The 20,404-nt window shown below is 68.2% G+C and carries 18 protein-coding genes; 10 read left to right on the forward strand and 8 right to left on the reverse strand.

Going from position 1 to position 20,404, the window contains the following annotated elements; genetic code table 11:
* Positions 1–3: 3 nt before the first annotated feature.
* Complete coding sequence (locus tag AC3A3Q_RS06360; protein WP_487585419.1) at positions 4–1,377, reverse strand: DUF1214 domain-containing protein; 1,374 nt, start codon at positions 1,375–1,377, stop codon at positions 4–6.
* Between the two features lie 180 nt (positions 1,378–1,557).
* Between AC3A3Q_RS06360 and AC3A3Q_RS06365 the strand changes: the two genes are divergently transcribed.
* The 4 genes from AC3A3Q_RS06365 to AC3A3Q_RS06380 all read left to right on the forward strand — a co-directional run bounded on the left by AC3A3Q_RS06365 (position 1,558) and on the right by AC3A3Q_RS06380 (position 5,289).
* Entirely contained in the window at positions 1,558–2,649 is a 1,092-nt protein-coding gene (locus tag AC3A3Q_RS06365; protein ID WP_487585420.1) for a two-component system sensor histidine kinase NtrB, read from the forward strand.
* Positions 2,646–4,049: a nitrogen regulation protein NR(I) gene (ntrC, locus tag AC3A3Q_RS06370; protein WP_487585421.1), complete on the forward strand. Its 1,404-nt coding sequence runs from the start codon at positions 2,646–2,648 to the stop codon at positions 4,047–4,049. Before AC3A3Q_RS06365 ends, ntrC begins: the two co-directional genes overlap by 4 nt.
* A 152-nt stretch (positions 4,050–4,201) precedes the next feature.
* Positions 4,202–4,768 (forward strand): superoxide dismutase family protein, encoded by a 567-nt coding sequence (locus AC3A3Q_RS06375; protein WP_487585422.1) that lies wholly within the window; start codon positions 4,202–4,204, stop codon positions 4,766–4,768.
* An 8-nt stretch (positions 4,769–4,776) separates the two neighbouring features.
* The gene (locus AC3A3Q_RS06380; RefSeq protein ID WP_487585423.1) at positions 4,777–5,289 is read left to right on the forward strand and encodes a GNAT family N-acetyltransferase; all 513 of its coding nucleotides are present in this window, start codon (positions 4,777–4,779) and stop codon (positions 5,287–5,289) included.
* A gap of 19 nt (positions 5,290–5,308) precedes the next feature.
* On the opposite strand, the gene AC3A3Q_RS06385 is transcribed toward AC3A3Q_RS06380, so the two are convergent.
* Positions 5,309–6,226, reverse strand: coding sequence for a hypothetical protein (locus tag AC3A3Q_RS06385; RefSeq protein WP_487585424.1), 918 nt, complete (start codon positions 6,224–6,226; stop codon positions 5,309–5,311).
* A gap of 117 nt (positions 6,227–6,343) precedes the next feature.
* Here AC3A3Q_RS06385 and AC3A3Q_RS06390 point away from each other — a divergent pair, with 117 nt between their 5' ends.
* Positions 6,344–7,621: an acetyl-CoA C-acetyltransferase gene (locus AC3A3Q_RS06390; RefSeq protein ID WP_487585425.1), complete on the forward strand. Its 1,278-nt coding sequence runs from the start codon at positions 6,344–6,346 to the stop codon at positions 7,619–7,621.
* Between the two features lie 46 nt (positions 7,622–7,667).
* Here the strand turns inward: AC3A3Q_RS06390 and AC3A3Q_RS06395 are convergent, their stop codons facing one another.
* From AC3A3Q_RS06395 to AC3A3Q_RS06405, 3 genes are all read right to left on the reverse strand, one after another.
* Positions 7,668–8,918 carry a heme biosynthesis HemY N-terminal domain-containing protein gene (locus AC3A3Q_RS06395; protein WP_487585426.1) on the reverse strand — a complete coding sequence of 417 codons (1,251 nt, stop codon included), beginning with the start codon at positions 8,916–8,918 and terminating at the stop codon, positions 7,668–7,670.
* Between the two features lie 22 nt (positions 8,919–8,940).
* On the reverse strand, positions 8,941–9,933 hold the full coding sequence (locus AC3A3Q_RS06400; RefSeq protein ID WP_487585427.1) for a uroporphyrinogen-III C-methyltransferase: 993 nt from the start codon (positions 9,931–9,933) through the stop codon (positions 8,941–8,943).
* Positions 9,934–10,008: 75 nt separating this feature from the next.
* A complete protein-coding gene (locus tag AC3A3Q_RS06405; protein ID WP_487585428.1) occupies positions 10,009–10,761 on the reverse strand; it encodes a uroporphyrinogen-III synthase in 753 nt (250 codons plus the stop codon).
* Positions 10,762–10,814: 53 nt separating this feature from the next.
* On the opposite strand from AC3A3Q_RS06405, the gene AC3A3Q_RS06410 reads away from it, so the two are divergent.
* The 5 genes from AC3A3Q_RS06410 to AC3A3Q_RS06430 all read left to right on the forward strand — a co-directional run bounded on the left by AC3A3Q_RS06410 (position 10,815) and on the right by AC3A3Q_RS06430 (position 14,185).
* Positions 10,815–11,378, forward strand: coding sequence for a YiiD C-terminal domain-containing protein (locus tag AC3A3Q_RS06410; protein WP_487585429.1), 564 nt, complete (start codon positions 10,815–10,817; stop codon positions 11,376–11,378).
* 67 nt (positions 11,379–11,445) lie between these two features.
* Positions 11,446–11,874, forward strand: a complete 429-nt coding sequence (locus AC3A3Q_RS06415) for a hypothetical protein (protein WP_487585430.1) — start codon at positions 11,446–11,448, stop codon at positions 11,872–11,874.
* Positions 11,875–11,997: 123 nt separating this feature from the next.
* Positions 11,998–12,435: a rhodanese-like domain-containing protein gene (locus AC3A3Q_RS06420; protein ID WP_487585431.1), complete on the forward strand. Its 438-nt coding sequence runs from the start codon at positions 11,998–12,000 to the stop codon at positions 12,433–12,435.
* 186 nt (positions 12,436–12,621) lie between these two features.
* The gene (secB, locus tag AC3A3Q_RS06425; RefSeq protein ID WP_200608252.1) at positions 12,622–13,143 is read left to right on the forward strand and encodes a protein-export chaperone SecB; all 522 of its coding nucleotides are present in this window, start codon (positions 12,622–12,624) and stop codon (positions 13,141–13,143) included.
* Positions 13,144–13,156: 13 nt separating this feature from the next.
* Complete coding sequence (locus tag AC3A3Q_RS06430) at positions 13,157–14,185, forward strand: NAD(P)H-dependent glycerol-3-phosphate dehydrogenase (protein WP_487585432.1); 1,029 nt, start codon at positions 13,157–13,159, stop codon at positions 14,183–14,185.
* 69 nt (positions 14,186–14,254) lie between these two features.
* Here AC3A3Q_RS06430 and AC3A3Q_RS06435 read toward each other — a convergent pair whose 3' ends face one another.
* The 3 genes from AC3A3Q_RS06435 to AC3A3Q_RS06445 form a co-directional block, all read right to left on the reverse strand.
* Positions 14,255–14,890: an outer membrane beta-barrel protein gene (locus AC3A3Q_RS06435; RefSeq protein WP_487585433.1), complete on the reverse strand. Its 636-nt coding sequence runs from the start codon at positions 14,888–14,890 to the stop codon at positions 14,255–14,257.
* 268 nt (positions 14,891–15,158) lie between these two features.
* Entirely contained in the window at positions 15,159–15,773 is a 615-nt protein-coding gene (locus AC3A3Q_RS06440) for an outer membrane beta-barrel protein (RefSeq protein ID WP_487585434.1), read from the reverse strand.
* A 191-nt stretch (positions 15,774–15,964) separates the two neighbouring features.
* Positions 15,965–20,281 (reverse strand): transporter substrate-binding domain-containing protein, encoded by a 4,317-nt coding sequence (locus AC3A3Q_RS06445; protein ID WP_487585435.1) that lies wholly within the window; start codon positions 20,279–20,281, stop codon positions 15,965–15,967.
* Positions 20,282–20,404 lie beyond the last annotated feature (123 nt).

Consider the following 20,404-nt stretch of genomic DNA (forward strand, 5'->3'; position numbering starts at 1 on the left):
TTTTCAGGACTTCTTGACCAGCGGCGGCGGGAAGTAGCTTCCGTCCGCGACGCCGCCCTTCGGTCCATAGAAGCGGAAGGTCAGGCGATAGTCCTTGCCGGCCGGCGTCGGCAGCCAGTTCGGATCAGGCGCGTCCGCCGGCTTCTCCGGCGCGAAGTACAGCGTGAGCGAACCGTCGGCGTTGTACTTCAGTCCCGACTCGCGGTTGAGCAGGAAGCGGTTCTTCGGATTGGGCAGCACGCGGGCGAACACAGGATCGACCGCGATCACCGACCAGAAGTAGTTCGCGTACTTCGGCGGCAGGTCGTCCTTCGGGAAGGTCATCGTGTAGGTATGGCTGCCATTGAGTTGCGCGCCATCGCCGTCGAGGTTGCCCTTGTAGTAGACGACCTCGTCCATCCGGTTCGCCCAGATGCCGCCCAGGTTGACCAGCGTGCGACCGAGCCAGTCGTCGTTGTACGTGCCTGCCACGCCTGGGCGTACCCAGTGGTTGCGGACCGTGCCGTGACCGATGGTGGCCGAGGCCTTGCCGAGGTCGGCCTGTGCCTTCTCGCGGATGACCTTGTCGACGCGCGCGCGCTCGGCGGGGTCCTGGATCCCGGCCGCTATCGCGCGCACTTTCGCGGCGACGGCGTCCATTCCGGCATTGATGTCCTGCTCGCTGTCGAGGATGGCCGGTGCGTTCTCGAAGGCTTCCACGCCCGGCAGGTGCTGGACGTCGAAGGCCGGCGTCTCGGGCAGCGCCGGCGGCGTCGTGGCTCCCGTCGCCTTCATCGCGAACTTGTGCTGCAAGGCGACGGCCTGGTCCCAGTTGTCGCCCAGTTCCACCCGCGCCAGCACGCGCATGTACTTCACCGGCACGTCGATTCGTGTCGTGTTCGGCGGCAACGTGACATTGGCGCCCTGCAGGCACACGGCGAAATCGCCCGCCGGGCGCGCCGCCTGCGTGCGCTCGTTGATGTTCGCCACCGTCTCGCCCCAGCCATTGAGGAACTGCACCGTGTAGTAGCGCTTGCTGACCTTGGGTACCGTCACGATCGTGCAACTGTCCTCGTCGACGGCGACCCAGGCTTCGGAGTAGGCGACATCGAGGTTCGGATTCGGCCAGTCCACTGCGCCGGGCTTGCGATGGACCATTTCATTCCACTTGAAGCCTTCGGCGAGGTCGGCTTTCTGCTGGCGCAGGACGAGCAGGCGACCGAGCAGGTAGATCCAGGCGTCGCTGATGTCCTGGTCGCTGTAGGCGGCTTTAGCGGGCGCGGGAGTTGACGGTGTTGCCGACGCTGACGGAGGCGTTGCTTCCGGCGCGGAACGCTTGCAGCCGGTAGGCACCAAAGCAAGCGCGACCAGGCACGACATCCACGCGATACGGTTCATGGCCTACTCCTTCGGCGACAAGCGAATGTCATTGGCGATGCCGGCTGCGACGGATGCCGGCGCATTGGCTTGATGCACTCGCCACCGTTGCGGCGGCGTGAAGCCAGGGGACGCCGTCGGCGGTGGCGAAGCGATAGGCCCGGGAGCGTGGAGCCGGTCCTCTTGCACTAACATGGTGCAATGTCCGCGCCCGTACCGACTGGATCCAATCGGCCCGACCCCGACCGGCCTGACCTCGACGGCCTGACCACGCCGCTGGCGTGGAGCGACGAGGAAGGCGCGATCGTCGGTTGCAATGCCGCCTTCTCGCGCTGGCTCGGGGTCAGCGCCCGGCGCCTGGTGGCCTGGCCGCTGGCCGGGCTCGACGGCGGTGACGGCCACCTTGCCCACGCCATGCGCCGCCTGGATGCGGCCGCCGACGCCCCCCTTCGCCTGCGCCGCAGCCGGCTGCGATTCGCCGATGGCGACGAGTGCTTCGCCGATGTCTGGCTGAGCCGGCGCGAGGACGGCGGCTGGCTGCTCGAGGCACATCCGGTCGACGAGTTCCCCGGCGACGATCCGGCACTGCTGCTGCCCTCGGCGCTGTCGGCCTCGCTCAAGGGCCTGGCGCACGAGCTGCGCAATCCACTGGCCGGGCTCAAGGGCGCGGCGCAGCTGCTGGCCCGACGGATCGATGCGGACACCGCCAACGCCAGCGGCGACGCCGGCGAGCTGGTGGCGCTGGTTGGCAGCGAAGTCGAACGCCTGACCGCGCTGGTGGATCAGCTGCTCACTCCGGCGCCACCGCGTCCGCACGCCCCGCTCAACATCCACGCCGTGCTCGAACGCGTGCTGCGCCTGGCCGAGAGCGACGCCGGCTGGGCCGTGCGCCTGGTGCGTGATTACGACCCGAGCCTGCCCGAGTTCGGCGGCGACGCCGATCGCCTGGTGCAGGCGGTATGGAACCTGGTGCGCAACGCGATCGAAGCCGGCGCAGCCAACATCACCCTGCGCACGCGCGCCGAGCACGCGGTGCGGATCGGCGACGCCGTGCATGCAATCGCGATGCGACTGGAGATCGTCGACGACGGCCGCGGCGTTCCCGAGGAACTGGCCGAGCAGTTGTTCCTGCCGCTGGTGTCCGGCCGCGCCGAAGGCAGCGGACTGGGCCTAGCGCTGGCGCAGCAGGTCGCGCGCGAGCACCGCGGCTCGCTGGCCTATCGCTCGCGTCCGGGCCACACCGTGTTCACCCTGCTGTTGCCGCTGCAGATCGAGGAAGAGGAAGGCACGTGAAGAGGATCTGGGTGGTCGACGACGACCGCGGCGTGCGCTTCGTGCTGGCCACTGCGCTGCGCGAGGGGGGCTACAAGGTCGACGGCTTCGAGAACACCGCCGATGCCCTGGCCGCGCTGGCCGAACGAGGTGCACCGGACCTGTTGTTCACCGACGTGCGCATGCCCGGCGACGATGGCCTGGTATTGCTCGAACGCCTCAAGGCGCAGGCCCCGCAGCTGCCGGTGATCGTGATGAGCGCCTACACCGACGTCGCCAGCACCGCCGGTGCTTTCCGCGGCGGCGCCCACGAATTCCTGTCCAAACCCTTCGACCTCGATGAAGCCGTGGCGCTTGCCGCGCGCACGCTTGCTGCTGTGGGCGAGAGCGCCGCGCCAGCGCAGGTCGAGCTTCCGAAGGACGACGCGCTGATCGGCGACACGCCGGCGATGCGCACGCTGTTCCGTGCGATCGGCCGCCTCGCGCAGGCACCGCTGTCGGTGCTGATCACCGGCGAGACCGGTACCGGCAAGGAACTGGTGGCGCGCGCGCTGCACCGCGAGTCGCCGCGCGCCGAGCATCCCTTCGTCGCCCTCAACACCGCCGCGATTCCGTCGGAGCTGCTGGAAAGCGAGCTGTTCGGCCACGAGGCCGGCGCCTTCACCGGTGCCCAGCGTCGCCATACCGGCCGCTTCGAGCAGGCCCATCGTGGCACCTTGTTCCTCGACGAAATCGGCGACATGCCGCTGCCGCTGCAGACGCGCTTGCTGCGCGTGCTGGCCGAGGGCGAGTTCTTCCGCGTCGGCGGCCGCGAACTCATCCGCGTCGACGTGCGCGTGATCGCCGCCACTCACCAGGACCTGGAAGCGCTGGTTGCAGATGGCCGCTTTCGCGCCGACCTGCTGCATCGCCTCGACGTGGTGCGCCTGCACTTGCCGCCGCTGCGCGAACGACGCGACGACATTCCGCGCCTGGCCGAGCGCTTCCTTGCATCGGCCGCGGCGCGATTCGAAGCACCGGCCAAGCGACTGGCCAACCCGGCGCTCGAACGCATGCTCGCCTACGACTGGCCCGGCAACGTGCGCCAGCTGGAAAACCTGTGCTGGCGCCTGGCCGCACTCGCGCCGGCCGAGACCATCGCCCGCGCCGATGTCGACGAAGCCCTTGCCGCCACGCCGGGCAAGGACAGCGCGGGCAGCGCCGACGATGATTGGGACACGCGGCTTGCCGCGTGGGCGCGCGCTCAGCTCGCGCTGGGAAGCGACGACATCCATGCGCAGGCACGCGAACGCTTCGAGCGAGTCCTGTTCGAAGCCGCGCTTGAGCACACCGGCGGGCGCCGCACCGAGGCGGCCGCGCGCCTGGGCCTGGGTCGCAACACGCTGACGCGAAAGCTTGGCCCCGGACGGCGCCGAACCTGAGCGGATGCTGCAACCAGGGGGTCGGCAATCGTTGACGCTAATGCAGGAAGCTTCACTTTCGCCGCCGGACTTTCACCGCCGGACTTTCACCGCTGGACGACCGGCACGCCGCTAGTCTGCGTGCGATCCGGCTTTAAAACATGGAGATGTCGATGAACACCACGCTGAACACCCTGCTCGCCGCCACCGTGGTGGTGGCCGTGACCGCCTGCAGCTCCGCGCCGAAGACCACGGCACCTGCCGCGCCCGTCGCCGTGTCGACGGCGAAGGCGGCGACGGTGAACCTCGCCTCGGCGTCGGCCAGCCTGGTCAGCGGCAAGCTCAGCGTGGTGCCGATGGGCGACGGCGTGCACCTCACCGGTGAGATCGGCGGGTTCGCGCCCCACAGCACGCACGCCATCCACATCCACGAGAAGGGCGACTGCAGCGCCGCCGATGCCAGCAGCGCCGGTGGTCATTTCAATCCGTCCGCATCGCCGCACGGCAAGGTCGACAGCGGCGCGCACCACGGCGGTGACATGAACAACATCGTTGCCGACGGCGAAGGCGTGGCCAGGGTCGACGTGCACGCCAGTGGCGTCACGCTCGGTGGCGGCGCCGCCAACGATGTCGCCGGCAAGGCGGTGATCGTCCACGCCAGTGCCGACGATTACAAGACCCAGCCCACCGGCAATGCAGGCGGCCGCATGGCCTGCGGCGTCATCACGGTCACCCAGTAATCGCCACCGTGACCGACCATCCGGTGCAGGCGCCGCTGCGGATCAGGGCGGCCAGTGCCCACGACCGCGACCTGCTCACGCAGTGGGCGCTGGCGATGGCCTATGAAACCGAACACAAGCAACTCGATCCGGACACGGTCGCGGCCGGTGTGGAGGCGGCCATCGCCGACCCGGGCAAGGCGCGTTACTTCCTCGCGGTGCGCGAAGCCACCGTGGCCGGCCGCGAAACCATCTCCAGCGCAGCCGGCACGCTGATGCTCACGCGCGAGTGGAGCGACTGGCGCAACGGCGACTGGTGGTGGATACAGAGCGTGTACGTCGCCCCGGCACATCGCCGCCAAGGTGTGTTTGCGGCGCTGTATCGCCACGTCGAGACACTCGCGCGCAACGCGCCAGGCGTGGTTGGCCTGCGCTTGTATGTCGAACGCGACAATGCCAACGCGCATCGCACCTACCAGGCGCTGGGCATGGTCGATGCGGGATATGCGATCTATGAAACGGAGTTCGACCGCACGTCGTAGTGCGGCACTCCGTAGCGCCTCAATCCAGCGCTTCGCGCGCCTGTTCGCCGGCGCAATGCACGAAATTGACCGGCACCCCATGCGCGCCCAGCACCGCGGCGATCTGGCGCTGGCGCGACTGGAAGTGCGCATGCAGCCGCTCGAGCTTGGCGCGGCACTCCGGCGTCTCGCAAGGCGCCTCGGTGGCATAGCGCGCCTTCCAGGCCCGCGGTTCGAACAGCGCGATGCGTGCCTCGCCGTTGGCGTAGTGCACCAGCGGTTCGGGTGGTGAATCCAGCCAGTGCTCGCCCTCGGGCTGCAGGAGCGCGGTTTCCAGCAGCGGCCACAGCGGGCCGAGGCCGGCGTGGTCGTACTGCATCGCCATCATCGCGGCGAGGTCGTGCACGGTGAGGTAGCGCGCGTGTTCCACCTGCAGGCCGAAGGCCTCCTGCGCCGCCAGTGCGGTCGCCGCGCCGGCCATGCCGCGCTCGAGCAGCTCGCGCTCGAAGGCATCGCCGACCCGGGTGGCGACATCGGCATCGCCGCCGAGCACGAACGGCACCAGCCGCAACGGCCCGCCGGCGAAGTCCGGCGAGGGGGTCAGCGCGCCCGGCAGCTGCGCATCGTGCGCGCCGAAGGCGATGATCCGGCCGCCGGGCTGCGACGCTGAACGCGGTGCCCGCGCCGCCAGCTGGTCGAGTTCCTGGTGTAGGGGCCAACCCGGTCGCAGCAGCTCCACCGGGTCGTAATGGGCGCCGACGGTCACCAGCTCCAGTGCCGCCGCCTCGGGGGCGAAACCGGCCAGATCGTGGGCGACCAGCTCGGCCAGCGCGCCGACCTCGGCCTGGGCCAGGGCCTGGCGCGACACCGGGGCGTCGCCGCGCAGCTCCAGCGCCAATGCGCCAAGCACGTGCAGGGTGGTGGAGGGGGCAGTGGGGGCGGGGCCGGCAAGACTCATGGATACGGTGGCGTTTGGTCGCACGCGAAGGCGGCGCTACACTGCGGGACATTATGCCCGTGCCGCCGTTAAGGCCCGGGTTTTCATCCCCTTCTGCTCTTTGCGTGAGGTGTAACGATGCGTCCTGCCCGTCCCGTTGCCGTGCTCGGTGGCGTCCGTATCCCGTTCTGCCGCCAGAACACGGCCTATGCGGACGTCGGCAACCTGGGCATGTCGGTCCGCACCCTCGGCGCGCTGGTCGAGAAGTACGGCCTGCACGGCCAGCAGCTGGGCGAAGTGGCGATGGGGGCGGTGATCAAGCACTCAAGCGACTGGAACCTCGGCCGCGAGGCCGCACTCTCCTCGGGCCTGTCGCCGCTGACCCCGGGCATCACCCTGCAGCGCGCCTGCGGCACCTCGCTCGATTCGATCGTGCATATCGGCAACAAGATCGCCGCCGGGCAGATCGAGGTCGGCATCGGCGGCGGTTCCGACACCACCTCCGACGTGCCGATCGTCTACGGCCAGAAGCTGCGCCGTCGCCTGCTCGAAGCCGCGCGCGCCAAGACGCCGCGCGACAAGCTGGCCGCATTCAAGGGTTTCCACTTCCGCGAACTCAAGCCCGAGTTCCCGGGCGTGGCCGAGCCGCGCACCGGCAAGTCGATGGGCGACCACTGCGAGGACATGGCCAAGCAGTGGAACATCTCGCGCGATTCGCAGGACGAATGGGCGCTGTCGTCGCACCAGAAGCTCGCCGCCGCCTACGAGCGCGGTTTCTTCGACGACCTGGTGGTGAGTTTCCGCGGCGTCTCGCGCGACAACATCCTGCGTCCGGACAGCACGCTGGAAAAGCTGGCCTCGCTGAAGCCGGCCTTCGACAAGACATCCGGCCGCGGCACGCTTACCGCCGCCAACTCCACCCCGCTGACCGATGGCGCCTCCGCGTGCCTGCTGGCCTCCGAGGAATGGGCGCGCTCGCACGGACACGAAGTGCTTTGCTACCTGCGCGATGCACACGTGTCCGCGGTCGACTTCGTCCATGGCGAAGGCCTGCTGATGGCGCCGACCGTGGCCGTGCCGGAGATGCTCAAGCGCAACGGCCTGACCTTGCAGGACTTCGATTTCTACGAGATCCACGAAGCCTTCGCCGCGCAGGTGCTGTGCACGCTGCGCGCGTGGGAGAGCGAGGAGTACTGCCGCAACCGCCTCGGCCTGGAAGCGCCGATGGGCCGCATCGACGTGGCCAAGATCAACCCGAACGGTTCTTCGCTTGCGGCGGGCCATCCGTTCGCCGCGACCGGCGCGCGCATCGTCGCCACCGCGGCGAAGGAGCTCAAGCAGCGCGGCGGCGGCCGTTGCCTGGTGTCGATCTGCACCGCCGGCGGCATGGGCGTGGTCGCCATCCTCGAGCGCTGAGGCGCAACGGGAGGCGCGTCAGTGCCTCCCTCCGCAGCAAGTCTTTTCAGCCGCGCAGTCGCGGCACGCCGTGCTCGTTGCGTTCCTCGACCACGGCCGCGTCGTAGATCTTCTGGCGCATGTCGCGCCCGGGCAGTTCCTGCGTCACCGCGCCACGCGCGGCGATGAGTGCGTTGGCGTAGCAAAGGCGTGCGAGCTTGTCGTCGCCGGCCTGACTGAAACCATGCCCGAGTTCTTCCCAGGCTTCACTGTTGGCGCCCTGCGCGAGCGCGCGATGCAGGTAGGCCTCCGCCTGTGGCCACTGTCCCTGCGCACGTGCCAGGCGGGCCAGCGCCAACAGCAGCGCCGGGCTTGCCGGATGTGCTTCCAGCCAGCGCTCCGCGTTGCCACGGCGTGCGTCGAGGCGGCCGATCGACAGGCGACCGTACAGTCCGGCGAGTGATTCGTCCCAACGCGCATCGAGCGCCTGTTCGATGCTCTTTGCTGCGGCCTCGTCCCAGCGCAGCGCCGCCGCACGTTCGGCGTAGGCAGCCACGGCGGCAGGATCGCTGCGCAGCGGCTTGGGCAGTGCTTCCCAGCGATCGGCCAGGACGTTGGCGTCGCCGGCTTCGCGCAGCGAGGCCGCGCCCCATTGCGCTTCGGCAGCAGCCAGGCGGTCGGCTGGCCAGACCTGCTGCTGGCGCAATGCGCCGAGCAGACCGTAGGCCTCGCCACTGCGACCCAGTGCGACCAGGGCCTGCGCACGCAATGCCAGGCCACGTGGCGGCAACGGCGCGGAGGCGACAGCGTCGAGCGCGGCCAGCGCCTCGGCGGCGCGTCCGCGCTCGAGCGAAAGCTCCGCGCTCGCCAATGCGCGTGTCGTGGCGTGGCTGCTGTCGAGTGCGTCCAGGTGGCGTTGCATCGAGGCGTCGTCGCCACGGGCAGCGGCGGCCCGCGCCGCACCGGCGTGTGCCAATGCCCGCACCTGGTCCTGCGCGGCGGCCTGGTCGAGCAGCTTCTCGGCACGGCTCCACTGGCCCTGGTCGAGCGCGGTCAGGCCGTCGATCAACTGGGCGCGCGCCTGGCGCTTGCGGTGCCTGCGCATGGCCACGAAAGGCAGGTTGATCAGCTTCCACAGCAGCCACAATCCGATGACCACCAGCAGCAACGCCAACGCAGCCTTGGGCACGTTGGTGATGTAGTCGTTGCCGCCGTAGCGCACCAGCACGTAGCCCGGATCCTGCAACAGCACCTGGGCGACCAGCGCTCCTGCCAGGGCCAACACGATCCAGAACAGCAGGTTGCGGAAGATGTTCATGGGCGCGACTCCTTTGCGTCCGTCAGTCGGCCGCGCGTAGCTGGCGCAGCTGCTGCAGTGTGCTGCCGAGGGTTGGAAGCGTCAGTGAAAGCGGTCGCTGTGCCAGTGCACGCATCTGCGCGCGCTGTTGCTGCAACGATGGCGACTCGGGCCACAGCCTGGCCAGCCAGCCTTCGGCGCGCTGCAACGCGGCGCGGAATCCGGCCTGGTCGCGGCGCTCGGCCGCGGCGCGCGCCAGCGAGATCTCCAGTTGCAGGCCCGCCATCGCAGCGACGCGATCGGAGGCCTGCACCGCGACGGCGCGATCGCTCGGACGCACGTCGATCAACGTGGCAAACGCGCGGCGCCACCAGGGTGCCTCGGGTTCGGTCTGCGCGGTCGTATCGGTCGGCGCCACCATCGCCGTCTGCGCAAGCGCATCGAGTTCGGTCATGGCCTGCACGCGCGGCTCCGCGGCCAGTGCGTCCAGCCCCGCACGTTCCTGCTGCAGCGTCTGGCGCAGGCTGAGGTAGGCGGGGTCGTCGACGCCGTCGAGCACGTGCCCGGCCAGCGCGTACGCACGGCGCGCACCATCGAGGTCGCCGGCGATCAACAGGCGCTGCTGGCCGAGGCTGAGCAGCAGTTCGGTTTCGTCCAGTCGCAGCGCCTGGGCGCCGTGACGATCCGGATCAGCCAGCTTCGACACCGAATCCTCGAGCAGTGCCGCGCGCTGACCGATGCCGAGCAGCTCGTCGCGCAGGACACGGTTGGTGGCGTCGGCCTGCTGCAGTCGCTGCACCTGCGCGCGCTGGTCGCGACGGATCGAATCGATGCGTCCATCAAGCGCGTCCAGTCGCTGGCCGGCATCACTCTCCAGCGCGCGTTCGCGCTCGAGCCTGGCCTGCCACTGCATCCAGCCGTAACCGCCGGCGCCGGCAACCGCCACCAGGACCACCAGCCAGAGCCAGCCACGCGATCGCCTCGGCGCGGTCGCGGCGGGGGCGGGTGCAGGGTTCGAGTCGGGCGTGGTGGACACGGCAACAGTCAGGTGGGGTGGGGACGGGCGCCATGCTACCGGATGCGACCCGCCCTGCCGCCGGCAACTCGGGCGTTACGGCTGCACGGCGGCGAGCAGGTCGCGTGGACGGGCACTGGCGGCGACCGCTACAGCGCCGAAGCCCGACTGCCTCGCCAACTCCGCGAGCCGTTCGCTGGCCGCCACCACCCGTGATTGCATCAGCCGCCCACGGGCCGGTGCGGGCAACGACGTGAGAATCGTCTCAAGCGCCTCGCCGCTCGAAAGCGCAATCACGGTCGGCGCCGTCAGCGCGAGCAGTTGCTTGACCGCGCGAGGTGACGGCGCGATCGCAACACGTTCGTAAACGTCGACCCGCAGCACCTGCGCACCGCGCGCCTGCAACGCCGGCACCAGCACGCCGCGACCGCCCGGCGCGCTGATGAAGCCCAGTTCCACGCCGGACAGATCCTGCAATCCCGGCAACGCCAGCAAGCCTTCGCTGTCCATCTGCGACGGCGCTTCCACCGACGTCACGCCGGCACGGCGCAAGGCCGCCGCGGTGCCGCTGCCGACGGCGAACCAGCGCTGGTCCTGGCGAGTCTGCAGCGGGCCGTGCAGCGAGCGTGCGGCACGCACGGCGGTCGGGCTGGTGACAACGACCCGTGGTGCGCGCAACGCCAGGCGCAACGACTCGCGCGTGGCATCGTCGTCACGCAACCGCAGTTGCCATGGCGATAGGGCGATGAATCCGGCACCCGCGCGGGCCGCGGCGCGGCGCAACGGGGCATGCTCACCGCGCGGACGCAGCGAGATCACGTACCATCCGGGCGGCGCAGGGGTTGGCATGGCAACAGCATAGCCGCCCCGCCCGCATCCCCCATTGCTCGCACGTAAGCCGGATGAATCACGACCCCCACGCCCTCGAACAGCACACCCTCGAACAGCACGCTCTCGAACAGCACGCTTCCGGACACCGCAGTCCCGAACAGGATTACGAACACGCGCCCGCGCTCGAGCGGCTGCACCACCACTACCAGTCGATGCCGCCGGTGGCCGCGATGGACGTGCGCATTGCCGGCTACGACGGCCAGCGCCTGTGCCTGCACGCGCCGCTGTCGCGTCACGTCAACGACAAGGGCTGCGCCTTCGGCGGCAGCCTGGCATCGATGATGACCCTGGCCTCCTGGGGGGTGGTGTCACTGCACATCGAGGCCGCCGGTCTGGAGGCCGAGGTGTTCGTCGCCGACAGCCAGATCCGCTACCTGGCGCCGTTGTTCGCCGACCTGGACGTGCAGGCCGAACTGGCGCCGGACTCGAACTGGCCCGGTTTCATCGCCACCCTGCGCGAACGCGGCCGCGCCCGTACCGGCCTGGTCGCACGGGCGATGCTGCCCGACGGCGGCGTCGCCACCGAGTTCACCGCCCGCTATGTCGCGATCCTGAAGCAACCCCCGCGGGTGTGATCCGCACCGCGGCCACTCGCTGCGGTTTGCCCTTAGGATGGCGTCGGAAACCGGGGGAACTGTCTCAATGCGCCGTCTGACCCAACTGATGAGCCTGGCCTTGCTTCTGGGCCTGCTGGCGGTCGCCGGCAGCGCCGCGGCCAGCCGCAAGACCGATACGCTCGACCGCAACCAGTACGCCTGGGCCGGCGCGATCCGCTGGGGCGATTTCGACGCCGCCCTGACCCTCATCGACCCGGTGTTCCTGGCCGAGCACCCGGTCAGCGACCTCGAACTGGCCCGTTACGAACAGGTCCAGATAACCGCCTACCGCGACAAGGGCAGCAGCGTCGACTGGAAAGCAGGCGTGGCCGTCCGTGAAATCGAGATCGGCGTGGTCAACCGCCACACCCAGGCCGAGAGGACCGTGCGCTTCCGCGAACAATGGCGCTGGGACGAGGAAGCCAAGACCTGGTGGACCACCGGCGGCCTCCCGGACCTCTGGGACGGCCAGTAATCCACCGGCTTTCGCGCGCCGAGGCGACGCCGGGTCACCGCTGGAAGGGCGCCGGACCCGGAATTTTGCGCCGCCGCCGGCACTGGGAGACAATCCCGCCCCCGTTTCAGCTGCCGTGATGCCGTGACCTTCCAAGAACTGCTGGCCTTCGCCGAACGCCACACCTACCTGTCGCTGGCGCTGGTCGGCCTGACCATTGCGATCATCTACGTCGAGATCGCGCGCCTGTTCCGCGGCTACAAGGCCCTGCGCCCGGCCGAGCTGACCGGCCTGATCAACCGCGAGAACGCGCTGGTCATCGACCTGTCGGCGAGCAACGATTTCGAGAAGGGCCACATCGCCGGCAGCAAGTCGGTGCAGCCCAGCCAGTTCGATCCGGAAAACAAGCTGCTGGCCAACGCCAGGGAGCTTCCGGTCGTGGTCGTGTGCCGCACCGGCCAGGGCTCGGCCGATGCCGCCAAGCGCCTGAAAAAGGCCGGTTTCACCAAGGTTTTCTGGCTCGACGGCGGCATTGCCGCATGGCAGCAGGCCGACCTGCCGCTGGTGAAGGGCCGCGCCTGAGGGGAGTTTGTCGCGACGGGCTTGATAGCCGTCCCGGCGCCCCAAACACAACCCTTGGGGATTGAATGGGGAAGGCGATGACGGCTTGCCGCAGACACTTCACCTCGCGCAATCTGAACAGCCGGCCGCACCGAGGGTGCGTGCCATAATCGACCACTTTCCGCATTAATTGTCTGGAGTTACGAGATGTCCGAAGAAAACGTCAACGGCGGCGCAGCGTCTGCCGAAGCCAACACCGGCCCGGCATTCACCGTCGAGAAGATCTACGCCAAGGACGTCTCCTTCGAGGTCCCCGGTGCACCGGCCGTGTTCAACGAGCAGGCGCAGCCGCAGCTGCAGATGAACCTCAACCAGAGCGTGCAGCGCCTCAACGAGAACGCGTTTGAAGTCGTGCTCGGCATCACCCTGACCTGCAACGCCGGCGACAAGACCATGTACGTGGCCGAAGTGAAGCAGGCCGGCGTGTTCGGCCTGGCCGGTTTCGACCCCCAGACCCTCGACGGCATGCTCGGCACCCATTGCCCGAACGTGCTGTACCCGTATGCGCGCCAGCTGATCAGCGAGCTGATCCAGACCGGTGGTTTCCCGCCGTTCTACCTGCAGCCGATCAACTTCGAAGCGCTGTACGCCGAAGGCCTGCGCCAGCGCGCCGCCCAGCAGGGTGGTGACGCCGGCCTGGCCGACGCCGAGACCGCCGGCAACGCCTGATCGCGACCGCGGCATGGAGGCGAACGCACTGCCCACCGTCGCGGTTCTGGGAGCGGGCTCCTGGGGCACCGCCCTGGCGGCCCTGATCGCACGGCACGGTCATCCGACCGTGCTGTGGGGTCGTGACGCCGACGGCGTCGCGGCTATCGATGGCGCCCACGAGAACCCGCGCTACCTGCCGGGCATCACCCTGCCCGAATCGCTGCGCGCGACCACCGACCTGGCCGCCTCCCTGAAAGGAGCCGACCTGGTACTGGTGGTGGTGCCGTCGCACGCCTTCGCCGATACGCTGCACAAGCTCGCACCGCACCGTCCGGCCCACGCCGGCGTGGCCTGGGCGACCAAGGGCTTCGAGCCCGGCAGCGGCCGCTTCCTGCACGAAGTCGCCGAGGAAGTACTCGGCGCCGACGTGCCGCTGGCAGTAGTGACCGGCCCGTCGTTCGCCAAGGAAGTCGCACAGGGATTGCCGACCGCACTGACGGTGCACGGCAGCCACCCGGCCTTTTCCCAGGAAGTCGCCGACGCGCTGCACGGCCCGGCCTTCCGCGCCTACACCGGCAACGACATGCTCGGTGCCGAGCTCGGCGGCGCAATGAAGAACGTGCTGGCCGTGGCCACCGGCGTCGCCGATGGCATGCAGCTCGGCCTCAATGCGCGCGCTGGTTTGATCACGCGCGGCCTCAACGAAATGCTGCGCCTGAACCACGCCATCGGCGGCAAGGCCGAAACCCTGATGGGTCTGGCCGGCCTGGGCGATCTGGTGCTCACCTGCACCGGCGACCTGTCGCGCAACCGCCGCCTGGGCCTGGCCCTCGGCCGCGGCCAGTCGATCGCCGATGCCGTGCGTGAAATCGGCCAGGTGGTCGAATCGGTGCAGACCGCGGACGAAGTCATGCGCCAGGCAGAGCGCCACGGCGTGGAACTGCCGATCTCCAGCGCCGTGCAAGCGGTGTTGCACGGCGAGATAACGCCGGCCGAAGGCCTGCGGCTGTTGCTCTCGCGCGAACAGAAACCCGAGTACCCGCGCGACCTGTTCGGCTGATGCGCCGCATCCGGCGGAACAAAAAAAACCCGGCCTGAGCCGGGTTTTTTCTTTCGTGGTGCGTCTGCCTTAGAAGCTGGCGCGCATGCCGATCGTGACCTGCGAGAACTCATCGCCCAGTTCGGCTTCGCCGACCACGCCCCAGACCGGCGTCAGGCGGTACTGCAGGCCAAGCGTGGCACTGAAGGCGCTGTCGTAGACATCGCCGTCGGTGTAGTTGCCCTTGGCCCAGATGTCGACGTTGTCGGCGATCAGGTGACGCACGCCCACCGCGACGCGGAAGTCGTCGCCGTCCTGGCTGCCTTCGCCGTCGTCCTCGACGTCGATCTCGGTGCTCAGGTAGCTCACCTCGGTGGTCAGGTCGGTGCGCTGCGACAGGCTGTGGTGATAACCAAGGCCGACAATGGCCTGGTTCATGTCGATACCGGCGTCGCCGAGGTGGCCGACGATGGGCGCCGACACGCCGACGTCGTCATCGCCGTTGCGGTAGCTGCCGAACACATGGAACGTGTTGCCCAACGCGGCCGAGCCACCGATGAAGAACCCGCCGGCCTCGACGTCGTCGATGCGGAAGCCCTCGACCTGCGGCAGCTCCTGGTTGAGCTGGGCGTAGCCGCCTTCGATGTAGGTGTAGCTGTGGCCATCGGCGCTGGCGGCAAACGGTGCGGCAGCGATCGCGAGCGCAAGGATGAGTTGCTTCTTCATGGTGTCCCTTCTGGTGAATTCCGGCCCGCTGGGTGCGGGGTCGCGGCATTATCGCCAAACTTCACGAATTCGTAACAATTTGCCGAGGGCGCGAGGACCGAAGTGCAAAGCCGGTCCCACTTGGTCGCCAGTGCAAAAAAAGAAGCCCGGCTGGGTAGCCGGGCTTCCAGTTCGCGACATGGGGGAGAGAGAGCAATCGCGATGGACACAAACGATCAGCGCACGTGCATAGCACCCTCCCGCAGCGCGGGAGGATGACCGGTGCCGCTTAGAAGCTCATGCGCGGACCGACGAAGTACGAGGTGTAGCCGTCGACGAACTTGACTTCGCCGTTGACGCCCCAGGTCTGGTTGAACTTCACCTGGGCGCCGACACGGCCGTAGAACTCGCCATCGACGCGTTCGTAGTCTTCGTAACCGGCCAGCGCGTAGCCTTCGATGTTCGGGGTCAGCCCGGCGCGCACGCCGGCTTCGACATTCCAGCCGTCGGCATCGTTGCCGCCGAAGTTCAGGCCGCCAACGGAATAACCATCGGTTTCGGCCTTCTGGTAGCCGACGCGGGTCAGCAGGTCGACCTGCGAGTTGAGTTCATGGTTGTAGCCGACGCCCACATTCCACTGGTCGACGTCGATGCCATCGACGCGGCCGAGCGCGGTGTTGAAGTCGTCGGTCTTCTGGCCGCTGTAGCCACCGAAGATGTGGAAGTTCGGCGCGATGGCGGCCGAACCGTTGATGGCCCAGCCATCGGCATCGAGGTTGCTGTTGTCGGCCGAAGTGGCGGCGTAGCCGGCCTCGACGTAGTTGTACGACACGCCTTCGGCAGCCGAAGCGGCGAGTGGGGCGGCAGCGAGCAGGGTCAGGGCGGCAAGCAGGGAACGCTTCATAAGGTCTCGGCCTCGTTATGGTTTTGGATCCGGCGCCGCACTCCTGGATCGGAGTCATTCGGGGGAAACGTATTCGGAACCGGTGGTGACAGTATCCTGACGTAACCGAAATTTAACCTGAATACTAAACTTGGCCGTGCAGGAACTAACCGCGCGAAACCGCGGTCGTGTGCGCCTCGTGGAGTGATGGCCTAGCCGCAGGCGTCGCTGGCATCGACTGGAACGACGTCCGATGCGCGCAGCAACCTTTCGAGCCTGTCGAGTCGCAGCAGCAACGTGTCGCGCTGGTTGACCAGGGGGATGATCAACGCCTCGTCGGAATTAGCCGGCGGAATATCTCGCAACAGGGCCAACGCACCCCTCATGCGGTGCAGCAACTTGCGCTGCACGCGTGTGTCGCCGGATGCCAGCGCGAGATCGAACGCGCTCATGTCGTCACGGCACGTCGAGAGCAGTTCGTGCAGCAGGCGCTGTGCTTCCTCGGCGCTGCCGAGCGATTCAGTCAGGAACGCAATCGGGTCGGCAAACACCGGGGCCGCAATGACCGGTGCCGCCTCCGGCCCTGCCGACAAATGCCGCACCAACATCGCCTCCAGTTCCTGCAACGTCATCGGCTTGGCCAGGAAACCGTCCATGCCGGCGTCGCTGCACCGTTTCACGTCCGAGGGCAGCGCACTTGCCGACAGCGCGATGATCGGCAGACGTCGGTGTTGACCGGCTTCGTCCGCGCGGATCCTTCGGGCCAGCGTGTAACCGTCCATCCTTGGCATGTCGCAATCGGTGATCAGCAACGTGAAATCGCCACCGCTCAGCGACGCCAACGCTTGCTCGCCGTCCCCGGTCAGCACGCACTCGAAGCCAAGATGGTTCAACTGCCGCGAAATCACCGCCCGGTTGACCGGATGATCCTCGGCAACCAGGATGCGCGCGGACTGCTGCGCGTGTCGTGTCGAACTGCGCTCGGCTTCGACCGGTGTGGTCTGCGCAAACACCGCGCGGCAGGCATCGCGCAGCGATCGCCAGAGCAGCGGATTGCCGTGCACGACTGCCTGGGTTGCCTGGGAGCGATCGGCCGGCAGCCGGTGGTTGGCGGCGTCGTCCAGCAACAGGCAGCGCCCGCGCGGTGGCCGTTGCCCCGCCTCGACCAGGCGACGATCAATCAGGAACAGTTCGGCGCGATCGCAGTTCAAGGTAGGCAGGTCCGGGGCCTCGATCTCGACGACGCTGAAGCCCATCGACGACAGTGCGTTGGCCAACTCCACGGCGAACATGGGGTCCTGCGTGCACACCACCGCCGCCTTGCCGGCGAATTCCGGCAACGGCTGCAGCTTCGCCACCACCGGAAGGCTCAGTTCGAAGGCGGCGCGCGTGCCCACGCCGGGCGTGCTCTGCAACTGCACGGTACCGCCCATCAGGTTGGCCAGGCGCTGGCAGATGATCAGGCCCAGGCCAGAGCCACCAAAGCGGCGGTTCGTGGAGGACTCTGCCTGCGTGAACGGTCGGAACAACCGCAGGAACTGCTCGCCGGAAATGCCGATGCCGGTATCGGTGACGGTGATGCTGAGTTTCTGGAGATCCACGCTCTCCGCGACATGCTCCTCTACCAGTTCGATCCGCAGCTCGACCTTGCCCTTGTGCGTGAACTTGACCGCATTGCTCAGCAGGTTGGTGATGATCTGGCGCACTCGCACCGCGTCACCGGCAAACTCCGCCGCAAGGCGCCAGTCGAGCACGCAGTACAGTCGCAGGTCCTTTGCATGCGCCTTGGCGGTGAACAAACCGATGACGCCGTCGACGAGGGAACGCAGGTCGAATGGAGCCCTTTCCAGGGCGAGGCGTCCGGAGTCGATCCGCGAGAAATCGAGGATGTAGTCGAGCAACTGCAACAGCGTGCGTGCGGAGTCCTGCGCCATCGCCAGCATCTGCCCCTGCTCGCGATCGGTCTGCGTCTGGGCAAGCAGCTCGACCAGCCCCAGCACGCCCGCCATCGGTGTGCGGATCTCGTGGCTCATCATCGCCAGGAATGCGGCCTTTGCCGCCACCGCGGCCTTGGCTTCGGCATTGGCCCGGGCCAGTGCCTGTGCCTGCTCGTGGCTGTCGGTCACATCGACCCAGTAACCACTCCACTCGACCGAGCCATCGGGTCCGTGCCGTGGCGGACCGCCTGCGGTGCGAACCCAGCGCAGGCCCTGCACCGAATGCAGGCGTACGTCGAACTGGGGCATCGGCCGCATCGCGGCAGCGGCGGCGGCAACGTTGTCGGCGACTGTCTGGCGGTCATCCACGTACACGTGCGAGAAGGCGAGCGCCTCATCGGCCATCATCTCCTCGGGCGTGATGCCGATGGTCGACAGGGTGTCGCCGTCGGCATAGGTGAACTCGCGTCTGCCATCGGGCCACACGCGCAGCTCGAACACCGCCGAGGGCAGGGTCCGTGCGATCTGGGCCAGGCGCAGCTCCGAGGCCCGCGCGCGCGCTTCGGCGGCCCGGATCTCGGTGATGTCGACCGCCGTTCCGAGCAACCCGGCCGGCTCGCCGTTGCCGAGTTCGAACATCTGGATCCACAGCAACTCATGGCGTTCACCGCCGTCGGACGTCTCGGTGCGAAGCTCCTTGCTCAGCTGCTGGCCGGTCGTGAACACCGACATCTCGAAATCGTGGATGGCCTCGTTCTCGACCTGCGGCAGGTGCCGGGTTTCCAGCAGCGTGCGCCCGACCAGGTCGCTCTCCTCGACGCCATATCGCAGCGTGTAGGCCAGGTTGACCGCCAGGTAACGTCCCTGCGTGTCCTTCACGAACACCGGATAGTGGATGTTGTTGAGCAGTCGCTCCTGGAACTGCAGCTGGTCGGCCAGCTTGCGTTCGGCGGCGGTGCGCGCACGCACCTGGCGACGCATGCTCATCTGCGCGATCGCCATCAAGCCGACAATGAGGCAGCCGGCAAGGACGATGCCGAGCACCCATCCCCAGGGTGCACCGACGCTGTATTCGTTGCTCAACCAGCGCGCGCGGATCGCCTGCTTCTCCTGGTCGTTGACCCCGGCCAACGCGTTGTTGACCAATGGCACCAGCGCCGCGCGCGAACGACGTAGTCCGAACGCAAGTTCATGGTCCAGGCCGGTCGGACCGACCATCTGCAGGCGTGCCGCATACCTGTCGCGAATCAACGCGTCGATAGCCGGGAACGTGCCCACGAACGCATCCGCCTTGCCGTCAGCGACCAGGGCCAGTCCGTCCTCGTTGCTGCCCACCGGCACCAGCGTGCTGCGATCGAGCACGATCTTCAGGCGCGCCAGCAGGCCCGCCTCGGCGCGTGCAGCGACGCGCAGCCCGCGCAGATCCTCCGGGCCGGCCACGGTCGGACCGTGCACGCGCGCGACGATCACTTCCGGGAAGCGCTCGTAGGGCCTGCTGAACACCAGGTCGTCGCGGCGGAAATCGTCGGCCATCGCGGCGGCGACCATGTCGATCTCGCCGGCGTGGACCATCCGCTTCAGGTCGGTCCAGTCCTTGGCCGGCACCAGCTCGAGGCGTAAGCCGAGCGCCTTGCGCACTGCCTCGACGTAGTCGGCCGCCATGCCATCGAACTTGCCGTCGTCATTGACGAACGAGTAAGGCGGACGGTTGGTCTCGTAGCCAAGCCGCAACACCGGCAGCTCTTCCAGCACGCGTCGCTCATGGCTGCTCAGGACACCGGTCCGCGCAGTTGCCGATGGCAACGTGTCGACGCCCCAGGGTTCCTGCAGGCGCTTGAGTTCTTCCGGCTTGACCGCGGATTCGGCCTTGCGCAGCAGGCGCAACAGCATCGTTTCACGGATGGGCACCGCAAGGCCCACCTGGATTGGCGGCAAGTCCATCGCGCCGAGCAGCACCAGGTCATCGGCCGTGCGCTGGTGCAGCAGCGTGCGCGTGCGGTACTCGGAATGGCCGATATAGGCATCGGCTTCGCCGTCGGCCACCATGCGCAAGGCTTCGCGGCCGTCCGGTGCAAACAAGAGGATCGCTTGCGGAAAGTACTTTCCGACCAGGCCGGCCGTTTCGCGGTAGCGCCGCTCCACCACGATCCGCGCCCGCGCCAGGCTCGCTTCGCTGCGGATGCGGGGGTCGCCGCGACGCGCCACCAGCATCATGTAACCCTTCAGGTAAGGGCGAAGAAACGCAAGATGACCTCGCCGCCCGGGGGTGTCCGGCTGTCCCACCAGCAGCTCGTAGCGAGGTGGCTGCGAAGCCGCCGGCCAGGAGATGGCCTGCCAGTCGCTGAAAGGATCGAACGACAGGCGCAGTCCAACCTTTGACGCGAGCAGGCGCGCGTAGTCGGGGCCCAATCCTTCCGGGTGGCCGGCGACCCAGGTTTCGGCAGGCAGGTGATCGCCGGCGAACACGCCCACCCGCACGACAGGGTGCTCGCGTCGCCATTGCGCCTCTTCGGCGTCAAGCGTCGCCCCGCCATCGTCTCGCGCGCAAACCGGGAACGCGATGCCGAGCAACGCGATGAACGCGGCGAGCATCAATCGGGCGAGACGCGTTGCCCTCGCCAGGCACGGGGTTCCGACTCGGGATGGCATGACCGATCGCACTGAATGGGGCCCTGAACCAACCACCCTAGTGAGCACCGGGTCGCGCCTCCATCA

This window comes from Lysobacter sp. Soil_C_59 (assembly GCF_057656415.1).